The organism is Marinovum sp. PR37, from assembly GCF_028807375.1.
In the GTDB taxonomy this organism is placed as follows: Bacteria; Pseudomonadota; Alphaproteobacteria; order Rhodobacterales; family Rhodobacteraceae; genus Marinovum; species Marinovum algicola.
This window is the reverse complement of record NZ_JARAML010000008.1, coordinates 63490-78666: the sequence shown is the minus strand read 5'-3', so window position 1 is coordinate 78666 and position 15177 is coordinate 63490. Positions and strand designations below refer to the sequence as shown.

The following is a 15177-nucleotide window of genomic DNA, read 5'->3' as shown; positions in this document are numbered from 1 at the left end:
GTCACTGCGGGATGCGATAGGTTTCATGGCAGGATTTGCAGGCGCCGCCCAACGCCCCCATCACCGGGCCAAGCGCGTCCTTGCCGGTGCCGGCCTCGGCCACAGCCTTGTCGGCGGCGGTGCCCAGCGCGGCCCATTTCTCGCTGAAACCGGCGATGTCCTGGCTGATCGATGCCTTGGCGGTCGAACCTTCGTTCATCTCGCCGTCAGAGCCTTCGGGAAAGAGCGCTGGAACGTGGATATTCGACGCGGCCTGGATCGACTCGGCGGCGGTGGTGGCGGCCTCGGCGTCATATTCGGCCTCGCCCTTGGCCATCGCGCCCAGCGTGCCAAGGTTGAGCGCGATCACCCACATCGTGCCCTGACGGGCCTTGATCTGGTTCTTGTATTCCTGCGCGACAACAGTGCCGCCGGACAGAATTGCCGTGGCGGCCAGAACAGTTACAATCTTTTTCATCAGTACCTTCCCGAAGTTGGTGCCTAAAACAGAGCTTAGTATGCACTGCAAGGATCACAAACATATTCCGAAACCCTGCGAAACAGGTGCGCATTCATGCACAACGACAATTGGGATGACCTGAAATTCGTGTTGTCGGTGGCCGAAACCGGCTCGGTCAGCGGCGCGGCACGGCGGCTCGGGGTCAACCACGCAACGGTTTTGCGCCGAATCTCGGCTTTCGAAGACGCGCATGGCGCCGAGGTTTTCGAACGCTCGCAGCAAGGCTATCGGCTCCGGACGGATCGCGCAGACGTGATCGAAGCGGCGCGAGAAGCGGCGCTTGCGCTGGGCCGGGTCAGCGATCTGCTGCGTGCCGGCGGCGCGGCGGCGGGCGACCTGCTGCGGCTGACCTCGACGGATACCTTCTGCACCGGCGTGCTGGCGGCCGGGCTGGGCCGGATCTCCGACGTCATGGCGCCGCACCGGGTCTGCCTGATGTCAAACAATGCGCATCTCGACATGGGCCGGCTTCAGGCGGATCTGGCGGTGCGGCCCTCGCTGACGCGGCCGTCCGACATGTCTGGTGCGGCGGCGGCGGAACTGGGGTTCGGCGCCTATGCCCGCGACCCGGACGACCGCCGCTGGCTGGGCCTCGCGGGGCCGCTGGCGCGGGCCGCCCCGGCGCAGTGGATGGCCGAACATGTGGCGCCCGACCGGATCGCTGCCTGCGCCGACAGTTTTCTGGCCTTGCGCGCAATGGCGGTCCGGGGGCAGGGGATCGCCATCCTGCCGCATGTTCTGGCGGTGGAATGCCCCGAGTTGCGGCCGGTGGACTGCGGCCTGCCGCGCATGCGGATCCCGATCTGGGTGCTCTGCCACCGCGATCTGGCGGGCTCACCGCGCATGGCGCGGTTCATGGCGGTGGTGCGCGAGGTGCTGGCGGATCAGGCCGAGGCGCTGGCCGGCCCCTGACCTCAGGGCCGCGCGCCGCCGCCCCAGCGCAGCCGCTCGGCGGTCAACGCCTCCGGCCAGCCGACCCAGCGTTCGACGGCGTAGATCGCAAGGCAGACCGCAATCACCGCCAGCACCAGCATCACCCGTCTGGCGGATGGCGGGCGCCGGGCCCAGAGCGACATGCGATACAGCCAGTGCATCGGCGCTACTCGGTAAAGCGGACCTTGCCGATATACGGCAGGTTGCGGTCGCGTTGCGCAAAGTCGATGCCGTAGCCGACAACAAATTCATCGGGGATTTCGAAGCCGATCCAGTCGGCGCGGAAATCCACCTCGCGCCGGGTCGGCTTGTCGAGCAGGGCGATCGACCGCAGCCGCGCCGGGTGGCGCGAGGTCAGTAGGGAGATCACATGGCTGAGCGTGTGGCCGGTGTCGACGATATCCTCGACCACCAGCACATCCCGCCCCTCGATGGCGCCACGCAGGTCTTTGAGAATCCGCACTTCGCGGCTCGATTCCATCGCGTCGCCATAAGACGAGGCCTCGATGAAATCGACCTCGACTGGCATGTGCAGCTCGCGCACCAGATCGGCGATGAACACAAAGGAGCCGCGCAGCAGGCCCACAACCACAAGCTTTTCCGTGTCCGAGAACTCGCCCCGGATGTCGCGGCAGAGCTCTTCGATGCGGGCCGCGATCGTCTTGGCCGAGATCATCTGATCGATGACATAAGGACGCTCTGACATGGGCCACCCCTTGAAATCCGTTGGTCTTCGGGCGACATGGGCCCCGAACCGTCATGACAAATCCGGGGCCCGATGCCAACCCATTCCGAAACCCGTCACCTTCCGTATACCGCGCAGCAGATGTACGATCTGGTTGCCGATGTCGGCCGCTACCCGGAATTCCTGCCCTGGTGCGCCGCCGCGCGGATCCGCCGCGAAACACCGCAGGCCGACGGCTCGGTTCTGATGGAGGCCGACCTGGTGATCTCCTTCAAGGTTTTCCGCGAACAATTCGGCAGCCGCGTCGTGCTCTGGCCCGAGGCCCGGAAGATCGACACCGAATACCTCGACGGGCCGTTCAAATACATGAAGTCCAACTGGAGCTTCGCCGACCGTGCCGATGGCGGCTGCGATGTGTCCTTTTTCGTCGATTTCGAGTTCCGCAATGCCATCCTGCGAAGCATCATCGGCGTGGTCTTCAATGAGGCGATGCACCGCATCGTCCGCGCCTTCGAATCCCGTGCCCAAGAGCTTTATGGTTGAGCCCAAGGCTGTCAGCGGCGGCGTTTAACATGTTTTGAAAACTCCACAGACTGGCCCCGTTTCCGACGCAATCATCGGCGATTCAACGGTTTGGTAACCACTATGGAGACAAATCGCCATGCTGACATCATCCCTCGGGCTCGGGGGCGCATCTTCGATGCCCGCCGCGGAGCAGAAGACCAAGGAAAAACAAAAGGCCGAGAAGGACAAGGGCCCTTCCGAGAACAGCCAGGCCAAGAACAAACCCGCCAAGGCCGAGCCGGCCCCGGCGCAAAGCACCGACAGCGCCAATGCGGCGGCGCCGGTCGCGGAGAAACCCGCCGTTGTCGTGACCCAGAAGGTCGCGCCGGTGGCCGCCATCGAGCGCCCGACCGATATCTCGCAGGCCCGCGCCCAGGCGTTGCGGGTGCAGGCCGAAACCCAGATGAACAGCCTGGTCGACGGGCTGGGACAGACCCCCAAGTCGGACCTTCTCGCCGCGCGGGAGACCGTCGCCGAGGACCGGCCCGGGGCGCTGAGCGCAGCCCTCAAGGGCTATGCCAAGACGGCGTCGGAACCGGCCAGGGCCAGCGTGGGCTTTGACGCGGTGATCTGATCCGCGCGACCGGGCCGCCACGGCCCGCTCTCCGATCTGCCGGTGTTATCGGGCCGGCGGGTCGGCCGCCTCGACCTCGCGGATCAGCGCGTTGATCTCTTCGGCGATGATCTGCGGGTGGTCTTCCGGGGTAAAATGCTTGCCCCCTTCGATCCGGCGCAGGGGCGCCTTCAGATCGCGGGCCAGCCGTTCGCCATAATCCAGCGTCTGGAATTCGTCCTCGGCCCCCCAGGCGATCCGCGCCGGTATCCCGAGGCGCGGCAGGTCTTCGGCCACCGCCATGGTATCGGCATTGTCGAGCGACTGGGTCTGCCGTACGAAGGCTTCGGCCCCGTCATGCGCCTCGTAATAGGGCGCATGGGTTTCCAGCGCCTCTGCGCGGGCCTCCGCGGCGTCATGGCCTTTCGAGAACATCAACTTCATGAACTGACGCACCGAGCCGTCGGGCGCATGTTTGAGGATCGAGCCGGTGGCCGCCACCGCCTTGACCACAGGCACCGGCCAGGATTCGTAACAGATCGCATTGGTCAGAAAGAGCCCGCTGACCTTGTCGGGGTGCCGCGCCGCAAGGATCTGCGCCACGCCGCCGCCCAGGTCATGGCCTGCCACCACCGCGCGGGCGATGCCCTGATCCTCCATCCAGGCGGCCAGGTAGCCGGCCTGCGCCGCCACCGAGATATCGCGGTCGCGGCCCTCCGGGATCGAGCTGCCGTAGCCGACCATCTCCCAGGCCAACACCCTCCGTTTCTGGATCAGCGGCGCGACATGGCGCCAGAGGGCGGGGCAGGTGGGGATGCCGTGAACCAGGATGACGGGATCGCCGGATCCGCTCTCTTCCCAGCGCATGGGGATGTCCTGAACGCGGGCGGTGTGACTTTGCATGACGTGACCTTCCTCTGTGCATTTTGCTCAGGGGATCAACAAGATCGCCGGCGCCGGTGTTCCAAATGCGGGCCCGGCACGCAAAAAGGGCCCACGCAGGGCCCTTTTCTCGGTCTGTATGTTTCGGTCAGGCGACAGGGCGGCGCCTCAGCTCGCGTGGTCGTAGGCCCGTTCGCCATGCACCATGATGTCGAGCCCGCTGTGCTCGGTCTCTTCATCGACCCGCAGCGGCGTGATCGCCTTGACCACGAAGATCAGCACTACCGTCACCACCACGGTGAACACACCCACGATCGCCAGCGATCCGAGTTGCGCGGCAAAGCTGCCGGCGCCGAAGACCGCGATCATGATGGTGCCGAAGATGCCGCCGACCCCGTGCACCGCAAAGACGTCGAGCGTGTCGTCGATCTTGAGCGTGTTGCGGGCCAGGTTCACCGCCTCCTGGCAGAGCACACCCGCCACAGCACCGATGATCAGCGCCTCGACCGGGCCGACAAAGCCCGAGGCCGGGGTGATCGAGGCGAGGCCGGCGATGGTGCCGGTGACCATGCCCACCAGCGAGGCCTTGCCGAACTTGATCTTTTCCCAGAGCGCCCAGGTCAGCGAAGCCGTCGCCGCCGAAAGGTGCGTCACCGTCAGCGCCATGGCAGCACCGCCGTCGGCCGCCAGCTGCGAGCCGCCGTTGAAGCCGAACCAGCCGACCCATAGCATAGCCGCGCCGATCATCACGAAACCGGGGTTGTGCGGCGGCGTGGTCTTGTTGCGCCGCGGCCCGAGAAACACCGCCAGCAAGAGCGCCGCGAGGCCGGCCGTTTCGTGCACCACGATGCCGCCGGCAAAATCCCGCACCCCGGTTTCGCCAAAGATGCCGCCATCCGACAGCATGCCGCCGCCCCAGATCCAATGCACCACCGGCGCATAGACCAACAGCATCCAGAGCGCCGAGAACAGCAGCACAAAGCCAAAGCCCACCCGTTCGACATAGGCACCGACGATCAGCGCCGGGGTGATGATGGCAAAGGTCATCTGGAAGGCAAAGAACAGCACCTCGGGCAGGGTGCCGGCCAGGTCATCGGCGCTCAGCCCCAGAAGCAGCACCTTGTCGAGCCCGCCCCAGAGCCCGCTGTCGCCGCCGCCGAAGGCGATGGAATAGCCCAGCGCGAACCACAGCACGCTCATCAGGCAGGCGATGGCATAGCAATGCATGAAGACGCTGAGCACATTGCGGGCGCGCACAAGCCCGCCATAAAACAGGGCAAGCCCCGGCAATGTCATGAAGAGGACCAGCGCAGTTGCAACGATGATCCAGGCGGTATCGGCTCCGTTCATGCCTGAAATTCCTTCCTGAGTGCGGTTTCCGGGGAAAAACCGCAAAGCCGCTGCAAAAAAAAGCGGCAACTGCGCTCAGGCCCGCACAAAAGCACGGCATTTACGATGTGACGAATTTTTAGGCGATGAATCCGGCGAAATGATTAATTGCTGTGCAGGGCGCGCAAAAGCAGGCCCAGCGCATGGTCACGCGCCGCCGCGCGCACCCGGTCGCGGCCCAGTGCGCCGAAATCCACCGTCTCGCAGGTGGTGCTGGCACCGGTGGCAATGGCAAAGCAGACCCGGCCTTCGGGTTTCTCGGCGTTGCCGCCGCCCGGCCCGGCAATGCCGCTGATCGACACCGCCGCATCGGCCCCTGCGCGCCGCAACGCGCCCTGAGCCATTTCGCGCGCCACCGGTTCCGAGACCGCGCCATGGGCCTCGAGGGTGGCGGCCCGCACCCCCAACAGATCCTGCTTGGTCTGGTTGGAATAGGTGACAAAGCCGCAATCGAAGATGTCCGAGGCACCGGGCGGATCGGTGATTGCCGCCGCCACCATGCCACCGGTGCAGCTCTCGGCGCAGGTCACCCGTTTGCCGGCCCGCCGCGCCGCCGCCAGAAGATCCGCCGCCAGAAGACCCGCCGCAAGACTCATGTCAGCAGCACCAGATGCGCCAGTGCCGCCAGCACGATGACCACGCCGCCGGCCGCGATGCCGGCAAAGACATCGTCCAGCATCACGCCCATTGGCCCGCCCTTGCGGTCGGCCCAGCCCACCGGGCCCGGCTTCCAGATGTCGAACAGCCGAAAGAACAGAAAGGCGGCAAGGATGCCCGGCCAGAGCCGCAGCACATCCGCCCCGGCAAAGACCGCGCCATAGGACACCGGCCAGAGCGCCAGCCATTGGCCGACGACCTCATCGACGACAATCTCCGATGGGTCATGATCGGCCTTGCCGGCGGTTTCGCGGCCGGTCGCCCAATAGCCGAGGGCAAAAATCGCCAAAGTCGCCAGCAGCAGAAGCCAGGGCCCGCCCAGCAGATGCAGCACATAGGCAAAGGGCAGGGCAGCCAGCGAGCCCCAGGTGCCCGGCGCGGGCTTAAGATAGCCGGAATAGAACCAGGTGGCGATCAACCGGCTCATGCGGGCACCAGAAGCACGCTGGCCTGTGCCGCAATGCCCTCTTCGCGGCCGGTAAAGCCGAGTTTCTCCGACGTGGTCGCCTTGACCGAAACCTGATCCATCCCGACCCCCATGATCTCTGCCAGTGCCTGGCGCATCCGCTCCGAATGCGGGCCCACCTTGGGCCGTTCACAGATAAGCGTGATATCGGCGTTGCCCAGGGTGAATCCCATGTCCTTTGCCAGATCAACCGCATGGCGCAGGAAGATATGGCTTTCGGCGCCTTTCCACTGCGGATCCGAGGGCGGAAAATGCTGGCCGATGTCGCCCCGTGCGAGGGCGCCATAAATCGCGTCGGTCAGCGCATGCATGCCGACATCGGCGTCGGAATGGCCCTTGAGCCCGCGCTCGTGCGGCAGCTTCACGCCGCAGAGCATCACGTGATCGCCCTCGCAGAACTGGTGCACGTCATAGCCTGTGCCGATACGCATCGCGGCGGCTCCTTTCAGCAGGGATTCGGCCCGCGCGAAATCGGCGGGCAGGGTGATTTTCAGGTTCTCTTCTGCGCCAGCGGTGATGGCGACGTCCAGCCCGAATGCGCGCGCCACGGCGACGTCATCGGCGGCCTCGGTGGTATGGGCGCGGTGCGCGGCAAGGATGGCGTCGAAGTGAAAGCCCTGCGGCGTCTGCGCGCGAAAAAGCCCCTCACGGTCGCGCGTGCCGGTGACGCGGGCCGTCGCGCCAGTCCAGAGGGCATCGGTCACCGGGAGCGCCGGGGCGGCGCCGGGCGCATGGGCCAGCGCGTCGATCACCGCGTCGATCACCGCGTCGGGCACGCAGGGCCGCGCCACGTCGTGGATCAACACCAGATCGGGGCGGTCCCCGGCCAGCGCCTCGAGGCCGCGGCGCACGCTTTCGGACCGCGTTTTGCCGCCGTCGATCAGCCGCACGTCGAGCGCCGCAGCCTCGGCGCGGTCTTCCGGGTGAATCACCAGCGCCCGCGTGGTAATATCGGGCCGGTCAAAGGCCGCCAGCGTCCAGTCGACAACGCGCCGGCCGGCCAGCGGGCGCCATTGTTTCGGCGCGCCGGGCCCTGCGCGGGTGCCGCGCCCGGCGGCAACAATCAAAGCTGCGATTTTCATGGCCGCCTGATACGACCTGCCGAAGCAAACGGCAATTGCCCCCGGGAAGCTGCCCGTTTTTTGGGCAGCCGTCCTTTTCGCAGTCGCAGAAAGTGCGGCAAAGATTGAAGTTGCCCCGGGCAGGGGGTAGGCCGGAGGGGAATGCACAAGGATTAAGCACGTGACCATTCAGGTGGCAGACCTATCGCTCAACCCCCCGGTTTTCCTCGCGCCTTTGGCGGGGATCACCGATTTGCCGTTTCGCAACCTCGTCCAGAGCTTTGGTGCCGGGCTGGTTGTCTCGGAAATGGTGGCCAGCCAGGAGATGGTGCAGGCCAAGCCCGGGGTGCGCGAAAAGGCCGAGCTGGGCTATGGCATCGAGGCGACCTCGGTGCAGATCGCCGGCCGCGAGGCGCATTGGATGGCCGAGGCCGCCCGGCAGATCGAGGCCAATGGCGCCCGGCTGATCGACATCAACATGGGCTGCCCGGCCAAGAAGGTGACGTCGGCCAGCGGGGCCGGTGCGGCCGGTTCGGCGCTGATGAAAGATCTCGACCATGCGCTGACGCTGATCGAGGCGGTGGTGGGCGCGGTCGATCTGCCGGTGACGCTCAAGACGCGGCTGGGCTGGGACGACAATCTGCTCAACGCGCCGGAGCTGGCGCGGCGGGCCCAGGAGGCGGGGGTCAGGATGATCACCATCCACGGCCGGACCCGCTGCCAGTTCTACAAGGGCCGCGCCGACTGGGATGCAATCGCCAATGTCAGCGCCGCCGTCGATATCCCGGTGATAGCCAATGGAGACATTACTTCCAGCACGCAAGCCGCTGACGCAATGGCGAAATCCTGCGCTCAGGGGGTGATGGTCGGGCGCGGGGCTCAGGGCCGACCATGGATACTGGCGCAAATGGCGCATGATCTCTTTGGCACACCGGCCCCGGAAGTTCCGCGAGGCAAGGCGTTTTCTGACATAGTTGCAGGGCATTACGAGGCGATGCTGATGTTCTACGGCAAGGAGCTCGGGCTGCGCGTGGCGCGCAAGCACCTGGGCTGGTACATGGATGTCGCAGGGACCGAGCCGGGGCTGCGCCGCGTCCTTCTCACCAGCAAGGCGCCGGCCGAAGTGCTGACGCGCCTGCCGGAGGCGCTGGCCGGAGAGACCGAGGTGGCCGCATGACCGCGCCGGCCGCCACCACCGACAATGCCGTCTGGTCTTCGCTGCCGGTGCCGGCGATCCTGATCGACGACGGCGACCGCATCGTCGATGTGAACCCGGCCGCCGAGGGCTTTCTCAACTCCTCGGCCAAGGCGCTTCGGGGCGAGCCGGTCTGGGACCGGCTGGCCGTCGACGCGCCGTTGGAAGAAAGCCTCGGGCGCGCCAGGGCGCAGGGAACCGCGCTGTTCGTCAATGATGTGGACGTCGGCACCGGCGACCGCGCGCCGCTTCAGTGCAACCTACAGGTCGCGCCGCTGCAAGACGCGGCCGGCGGCATGATGCTGCTGATTTCGCCACGCGAGCTGGCGGGGCGGATGACCCAGAGCCATTCGGTGAAATCCGCCGCCAAATCCGCCATCGGCATGGCCGAGATGCTGGCCCATGAAATCAAGAATCCGCTGGCCGGGATCGCCGGCGCGGCGCAGCTTCTGAGCATGAATCTCAGCGCTGAAGATCTTGAAATGACAGACCTTATCGTCGGTGAGACCCGGCGGATCGTGAAGCTTCTGGAGCAGGTCGAACAATTCGGCAATCTCTCGGCGCCCGAGCGCGGATCGGTCAATATCCACGATGTTCTCGACCGGGCGCGGCGCTCTGCGCTGGTGGGTGCCGCGGCGCATATGAAGATCATCGAGGATTACGACCCCTCGCTGCCGCATGTCTGGGGCGATGCCGACCAGCTCTTGCAGGTGATCTCGAACCTGATCCGCAATGCCGCCGAGGCCGCCGGCCCCGAGGGCGGCACCATTCGCCTGCACACCTATTACGAACGCGCCTTCCGCCTGCGGCGTTCGGATGGCACCGGCCAGACCCTGCCGCTTCAGGTCGAGGTGATCGACGATGGCCCGGGCCTGCCGGAAGCGCTCAAGGGCGACATCTTCGAGCCGTTTGTCTCGGGCCGCGAGAATGGCACCGGGCTGGGCCTGGCGCTGGTGAGCAAGATCATTTCCGACCATGACGGTTGGATTTCAGTCACTTCCGTGCCCGGGCGCACGGTCTTTCGAATTTCCCTGCCGATGGTGCCCAAGGGCGCCACAGCGGGCAGAGCCTAGGAGGATTTCTCATGGACGGCACGATCCTGGTTGCTGACGACGACCGCACCATCCGCACGGTGCTGACCCAGGCGCTGACCCGCGCGGGCTGCAAGGTGCATGCCACCTCGTCGCTGACCACGCTGATGCGCTGGGTCGGCGAGGGCAAGGGCGACGTGGTCATCTCCGACGTTGCAATGCCGGATGGCAATGGGTTGGAAATGCTTCCGAAAATCCGCCAGGACCGACCCGACCTGCCGGTCATCGTGATCTCGGCGCAGAACACCATCATGACGGCGATCCAGGCGGCCGAGGCCGAGGCCTATGATTACCTGCCCAAGCCCTTCGATCTACCGGATCTGATGAAGCGCACCGCCCGGGCGCTCGAGGCGCGCAGCGCCCCGGCCCGGCCGGCGCCGGATGTGCCCGATCAGCCGGACGAATTGCCGCTGGTCGGCAGGACGCCGGTGATGCAGGCGCTTTACCGGTTGGTGGCGCGGGTGATGAACACCGATCTTCCGGTGCTGATTTCCGGTGAAAGTGGCACCGGCAAGTCCCTGATCGCGCGGGCCATTCACGACTTCTCCGACCGGCGCACGCTGCCGTTTGTCACCGTCACCGGCAATGAGTTGCAGGACATCGAAGGCCCGGCGCGGGTGCTGGCGCGGGTCAAGGGCGGCACGCTGCTGCTGGACGAGATCACCGACATTCCCGATGACATCCAGGCGCGGATCGTGCGGATGATCGACACGCCCGGCGACCACGTGCCGCGCTTCATGGCGACCAGCCAGGGCGACCTGGCCGAGGCGCTGGACAAGGGGCGGCTGCGGCAGGATCTCTACTATCGGCTCTCGGGCGCCTCGATCCAGGTGCCGAGCCTGCGCGAACGGGTCGAGGACATCGCCCTGCTGACCGATCATTTCCTGCTGCGGGCCGAGCGCGACGGCGCGCCCAAGCGCTGGCTTTCGGGCGATGCCGCCGAGCTGTTTCGCGCCTACAGCTGGCCGGGCAATGTCCGCCAGCTGGAGAACGCGGTGCGCCGGCTGAGTCTGACCAGCCGGGCCGAGGAAATCACCCGCACCGAGGTTGAGCTGGTGCTTGGCAATCAACCCGAGATGGAGCCGGTGCTTTCGGGCGGCAGCAGCGAAAAGCTGGGGGCGGCAGTTTCCCGCCACCTGCGCCGGTATTTCGACCTGCATGGCGCGCTCCTGCCGCCGCCGGGGCTTTATCAGCGTATTCTCAAGGAGGTGGAATACCCGTTGATCGAAATCGCGCTCGAGGCCACAGGCGGAAATCAGGCGAAATGCGCCGAACTGCTCGGCATCAACCGCAATACGCTGCGCAAGAAAATCACCGATCTCGATATTCCCGTGACACGGCGCCGCAAGTTGATGTAAAACAGCCACATGAGTGGCCCCGATGTCGCAACCCATGTGGTTGGACGGGAGAGAGCCACAGGATATGGCGGTTCGCCGCGCAAGCGGCACATCTGAGTGAGGGCGGTCTGTGGCCACTGGGGCACATGCATCGGCGCGAGGTTTGAACGGGGGCGGCAGGACTCCGCCGGTTCGGCGGGTCTCTCTGGAGGGGCTGCGGCGGTGGGCGCGTCAGCGCCGGGTCCAGAACATCACGACCCTGGCGCTGGTGGTGCTGGGCCCTTGCCTGGCTTTTGCCACCTTCCTTGTCATGGGGCCGCTCAACATGGGCGCCAGCGCGCCGGGGCTGCGGCTGATTCTGCTGGCGGATTTTGTCTATGTTCTGCTGATCGCGGCGCTGGTGCTGCAACGGGTGGCGCGGATGGTGGCGGCGCGGCGGGCGCGTTCGGCCGGGTCGCGGCTGCACCTGCGGCTGACCGGGGTGTTTGCACTGATGGCGCTGATTCCGGCGGTGACGGTGGCGGTCTTTGCCGTGTTGACAATCAACATCGGGCTCGAGACCTGGTTCTCGGACAGGGTGCGCCAGGTGGTGGGGGCGTCGCTTTCGGCCGCCAAGGCCTATCAGGCCGAACAGCGCGAGGATCTGGCTGAGGATGCCCGCGCGCTGGCCGGCTATATCAATGCCCAGCGTCCGACCGTGCTGCGCGATCCGACGACCAATCTGCGCAAGGTGCTGACCGACGGGCAGGGGCTGATCCAGCGCGGGCTGCGCGAGGCCTATCTGATCGACGGCACCGGCGAGCTGCGCACCCGTGGCGAACGGTCCTACCTGTTCGATTTCGAGAAACCCACGGCGGCGCAGATCGCCGCCAGCCAGGGCGACAACAGCCTGAGCCTGATCGAGGATTGGGAAAACAGCGAGTTTCGCGCCATCGTGCCGCTCAGCGAATTTCCCGACCGCTATCTCTATATCTCCCGCAACGTCAACGGCGAGCTGCTCGACCTGCTCGACGATACCCAGCAGACCGCGCAATTCTATCAGCAACAGGAAAGTGAGCGCGGCCGGCGCCTGTTCGACTTCGCGCTGATCTACCTGGGTTTTGCGCTGTTGCTGGTGCTGGCCGCCACCTGGCTGGGCCTGTGGTTCGCCGAACGGCTGTCGCGGCCGGTGGGCCGGCTGACTGGCGCGGCGCAGCGGGTCGGTGCCGGCGATCTGGATGTGCAGGTGCGCGAAGAGGAAGGCGACGACGAGATCGCCATGCTCGGCCGCTATTTCAACCAGATGACCCGTCAGCTCAAGGGCCAGCGCGAGACCCTGCTCGACAACACCCGCCAGATCGAACGCCGCCGCAGGATGTTCGATTCGGTGCTGTCCTCGGTGACGTCAGGCGTGGTCGGGCTCGACGATGCCGGGCGGGTGTCCTTCGTCAACCGCTCGGCCGAGCGGCTTCTGGGCTGGAGCGAAAACCGCCAGACCGTGCCGCTGAATGTGGCGGTGCCGGAATTCGGCCCGCTGTTCGAGGCACTGGCCGCCGGCGAACGCAACGTGGTGCAGCAAGAGGTCAAGGTGGTGCGCGAGGGCAGACAGGAGAACCTGCTGGTGCGCATGGCCACCCGAAGCCGCGAGGACGGCGGGCTCGAAGGCTATGTGGTGGCCTTCGACGATGTGTCCGACCTGGTGGCGGCGCAGCGCATGGCCGCCTGGGGCGACGTGGCGCGGCGCATCGCGCATGAAATCAAGAACCCGCTGACGCCGATCCAGCTTTCGGCCGAGCGCATCCATCGCAAGTTCCGCCGCGAGCTCGACGCGGCCAGCGCCGCCAAGCTCGAGGAGCTGACCGGGGTGATCGTGCGCCAGACCAACGACCTGCGGCGCATCGTCGACGAATTTTCGAAATTCGCCCGCATGCCGGAACCCGACCGCGCGCCGGAGGATGTGGTCGACCTGCTGCGCGGCGCGCTGCTGTTGCAGGAAAGCGGCCAGCCGGATGTGCGCTTCGACGTGGCGCTGCCCGAAGGGCCGATGATGGCCGATCTCGACGCCACGATGATCAGCCAGGCGCTGACCAACCTGATCAAGAACGCCGGCGAGGCCATCGAGACCCTGCAAGAGCGTGGCGCGCCCGAGGGCCACAGGCCGATGATCCGCGTCACCTGCGAGGACGAGGGCCGCCAGGCGCTGATCCACATCATGGACAACGGCATCGGCCTGCCCGAAGACCGCGCGCGGCTGTTCGAGCCCTATGTGACGACCCGCGACAAGGGCACCGGGCTGGGCCTGCCCATCGTCAAGAAGATCATTGAGGAACATGGCGGCAGTCTTGCACTGGAAGACGCGCCGCGATTTGACGGCCAGCCCGCTGCCGGGGCGATGGCCGTGATCCGGCTGCCTTTGGCGGCGGATTTGGACAGTGTGCGTGAAGAGGACCGAGGGGAAACGAGCAAATGAGCGATATTCTAATTGTCGACGACGAACGCGATATCCGCGAGCTGATCGGGGATATTCTGGAAGATGAGGGCTTTACCACCCGTCTTGCCGGCGGGTCGGATGAATGCATGGCCGCGCTCAACGACGAGCCGCCGGCGCTGATGATCCTCGATATCTGGCTCAAGGACAGCCGGATGGACGGCATCGACATCCTCAAGACGGTCAAGCGCGACAACCCGGGCATTCCGGTGGTGATCATCTCGGGGCATGGCAATATCGAGATCGCCGTCGCCGCGATCAAGCAGGGCGCCTATGACTTCATCGAGAAGCCGTTCAACATCGATCAGCTATTGGTGGTGATCCGCCGCGCGATGGAGACATCGCGACTGCGCCGTGAGAACCAGCAGCTCAAGCGCAAGGAAAGCACCGCCGCCGAGATGGTCGGCGAAAGCGCCGCGTTCCGGGCGTTGCTGGGCCAGCTCGACAAGGTGACCAAATCCAACGGTCGGGTGATGCTGACCGGGCCGGCCGGCAGCGGCAAGGAGGTGGCGGCGCGCTACATCCATGCCCATTCCGCCCGCGCCGAGGCGCCTTTCATCACCGTCAACTGCGCCTCGATCGAGCCCGAGACCATGGAGGAGGTGCTGTTCGGCCGCGAGAGCGCCGAACGCGGCGTCGAGGCCGGCCTGCTGGAACAGGCGCATGGCGGGGTGATCTACTTCGACGAGGTGGCCGACATGCCGCTCGGCACCCAGTCCAAGATCCTGCGGGTGCTGGTCGATCAGCAGTTCACCCGCGTCGGCGGCACAGACAAGGTGCGGGTGGACCTGCGGGTGATCTCTTCGACCAACCGTAACCTGGAAGAAGAGATCGAGGCCGAGCGCTTCCGCCAGGAGCTCTATCACCGGCTCAACGTGGTGCCGATCGCCGTGCCCTCGCTTGAGGAACGGCGCGAGGATATCCCGGTGCTGGCACAATATTTCATCAAGGTCTGCCACGACACCCAGGGCCTGCCGATGCGCAGCCTGTCGGATGAGGCCGTGGCCCTGATGCAGACGATGACCTGGCCGGGCAACGTCCGCCAGCTCAAGAACCTGATCGAACGGGTGCTGATCCTTGGCGACGGCACGGGCGAGATCGACGCCCATGAGCTGCCGCAGGATGCGCCGGCGGGGCAGGAAGAGGGCCGGGTGGTGCTGGCCGGCACGCTGGCGACCCTGCCGCTGCGCGAGGCGCGCGAGGCCTTCGAGCGGGAATACCTGCTGACCCAGATCAACCGCTTCGGCGGCAACATCAGCCGCACCGCCTCGTTTGTCGGCATGGAGCGCTCGGCCCTGCACCGCAAGCTGAAGTCGCTGGGCGTGGTCACCTCGTCGAAATCCGGTGCCAGGGTGGCGCGGGTCGGCGAGACGGCGGCACAGGCGGGCTGACCGGTGC

16 protein-coding genes are annotated in these 15177 nt (G+C 66.1%); 8 read left to right on the top strand and 8 right to left on the bottom strand.

Annotation, left to right across the window (positions count from 1 at the left end; translation table 11 throughout):
- Position 1: 1 nt before the first annotated feature.
- Entirely contained in the window at positions 2-457 is a 456-nt protein-coding gene (locus PVW49_RS09190) for a c-type cytochrome (protein ID WP_048531225.1), read from the bottom strand.
- Positions 458-553: 96 nt separating this feature from the next.
- Between PVW49_RS09190 and PVW49_RS09185 the strand changes: the two genes are divergently transcribed.
- The gene (locus PVW49_RS09185; RefSeq protein WP_274590412.1) at positions 554-1411 is read left to right on the top strand and encodes a LysR family transcriptional regulator; all 858 of its coding nucleotides are present in this window, start codon (positions 554-556) and stop codon (positions 1409-1411) included.
- Between the two features lie 2 nt (positions 1412-1413).
- On the opposite strand, the gene PVW49_RS09180 is transcribed toward PVW49_RS09185, so the two are convergent.
- Both PVW49_RS09180 and hpt read right to left on the bottom strand, forming a co-directional pair.
- Positions 1414-1593 (bottom strand): hypothetical protein, encoded by a 180-nt coding sequence (locus PVW49_RS09180; RefSeq protein ID WP_274563134.1) that lies wholly within the window; start codon positions 1591-1593, stop codon positions 1414-1416.
- Between the two features lie 5 nt (positions 1594-1598).
- The gene (gene hpt / locus PVW49_RS09175) at positions 1599-2138 is read right to left on the bottom strand and encodes a hypoxanthine phosphoribosyltransferase (RefSeq protein WP_048531231.1); all 540 of its coding nucleotides are present in this window, start codon (positions 2136-2138) and stop codon (positions 1599-1601) included.
- Positions 2139-2210: 72 nt separating this feature from the next.
- On the opposite strand from hpt, the gene PVW49_RS09170 reads away from it, so the two are divergent.
- Together PVW49_RS09170 and PVW49_RS09165 are read left to right on the top strand one after the other, a co-directional pair.
- Entirely contained in the window at positions 2211-2660 is a 450-nt protein-coding gene (locus tag PVW49_RS09170) for a type II toxin-antitoxin system RatA family toxin (protein ID WP_048531233.1), read from the top strand.
- 118 nt (positions 2661-2778) lie between these two features.
- On the top strand, positions 2779-3255 hold the full coding sequence (locus tag PVW49_RS09165; protein WP_274590411.1) for a hypothetical protein: 477 nt from the start codon (positions 2779-2781) through the stop codon (positions 3253-3255).
- Positions 3256-3300: 45 nt separating this feature from the next.
- On the opposite strand, the gene PVW49_RS09160 is transcribed toward PVW49_RS09165, so the two are convergent.
- From PVW49_RS09160 to PVW49_RS09140, 5 genes are all read right to left on the bottom strand, one after another.
- Entirely contained in the window at positions 3301-4137 is an 837-nt protein-coding gene (locus PVW49_RS09160) for an alpha/beta fold hydrolase (protein WP_048531236.1), read from the bottom strand.
- Between the two features lie 147 nt (positions 4138-4284).
- Entirely contained in the window at positions 4285-5466 is a 1182-nt protein-coding gene (locus PVW49_RS09155) for an ammonium transporter (protein WP_274590410.1), read from the bottom strand.
- Between the two features lie 143 nt (positions 5467-5609).
- Complete coding sequence (locus PVW49_RS09150; RefSeq protein ID WP_074834951.1) at positions 5610-6101, bottom strand: CinA family protein; 492 nt, start codon at positions 6099-6101, stop codon at positions 5610-5612.
- Positions 6098-6589: a phosphatidylglycerophosphatase A family protein gene (locus PVW49_RS09145; RefSeq protein ID WP_074834950.1), complete on the bottom strand. Its 492-nt coding sequence runs from the start codon at positions 6587-6589 to the stop codon at positions 6098-6100. Before PVW49_RS09145 ends, PVW49_RS09150 begins: the two co-directional genes overlap by 4 nt.
- Entirely contained in the window at positions 6586-7710 is a 1125-nt protein-coding gene (locus PVW49_RS09140; RefSeq protein WP_074834948.1) for a bifunctional 2-C-methyl-D-erythritol 4-phosphate cytidylyltransferase/2-C-methyl-D-erythritol 2,4-cyclodiphosphate synthase, read from the bottom strand. Before PVW49_RS09140 ends, PVW49_RS09145 begins: the two co-directional genes overlap by 4 nt.
- Positions 7711-7870: 160 nt before the next feature.
- Here PVW49_RS09140 and dusB point away from each other — a divergent pair, with 160 nt between their 5' ends.
- From dusB to ntrX, 5 genes are all read left to right on the top strand, one after another.
- Positions 7871-8866 (top strand): tRNA dihydrouridine synthase DusB, encoded by a 996-nt coding sequence (gene dusB, locus PVW49_RS09135; RefSeq protein ID WP_274590409.1) that lies wholly within the window; start codon positions 7871-7873, stop codon positions 8864-8866.
- Complete coding sequence (locus PVW49_RS09130; protein ID WP_074834944.1) at positions 8863-9957, top strand: two-component system sensor histidine kinase NtrB; 1095 nt, start codon at positions 8863-8865, stop codon at positions 9955-9957. The genes dusB and PVW49_RS09130 overlap by 4 nt, the downstream gene beginning before the upstream one ends.
- 11 nt (positions 9958-9968) lie before the next feature.
- Positions 9969-11333 (top strand): sigma-54-dependent Fis family transcriptional regulator, encoded by a 1365-nt coding sequence (locus tag PVW49_RS09125; protein WP_048531250.1) that lies wholly within the window; start codon positions 9969-9971, stop codon positions 11331-11333.
- Positions 11334-11583: 250 nt separating this feature from the next.
- Complete coding sequence (locus PVW49_RS09120) at positions 11584-13761, top strand: sensor histidine kinase NtrY-like (RefSeq protein ID WP_407657373.1); 2178 nt, start codon at positions 11584-11586, stop codon at positions 13759-13761.
- On the top strand, positions 13758-15170 hold the full coding sequence (gene ntrX / locus PVW49_RS09115) for a nitrogen assimilation response regulator NtrX (protein WP_048531251.1): 1413 nt from the start codon (positions 13758-13760) through the stop codon (positions 15168-15170). Before PVW49_RS09120 ends, ntrX begins: the two co-directional genes overlap by 4 nt.
- Positions 15171-15177 lie beyond the last annotated feature (7 nt).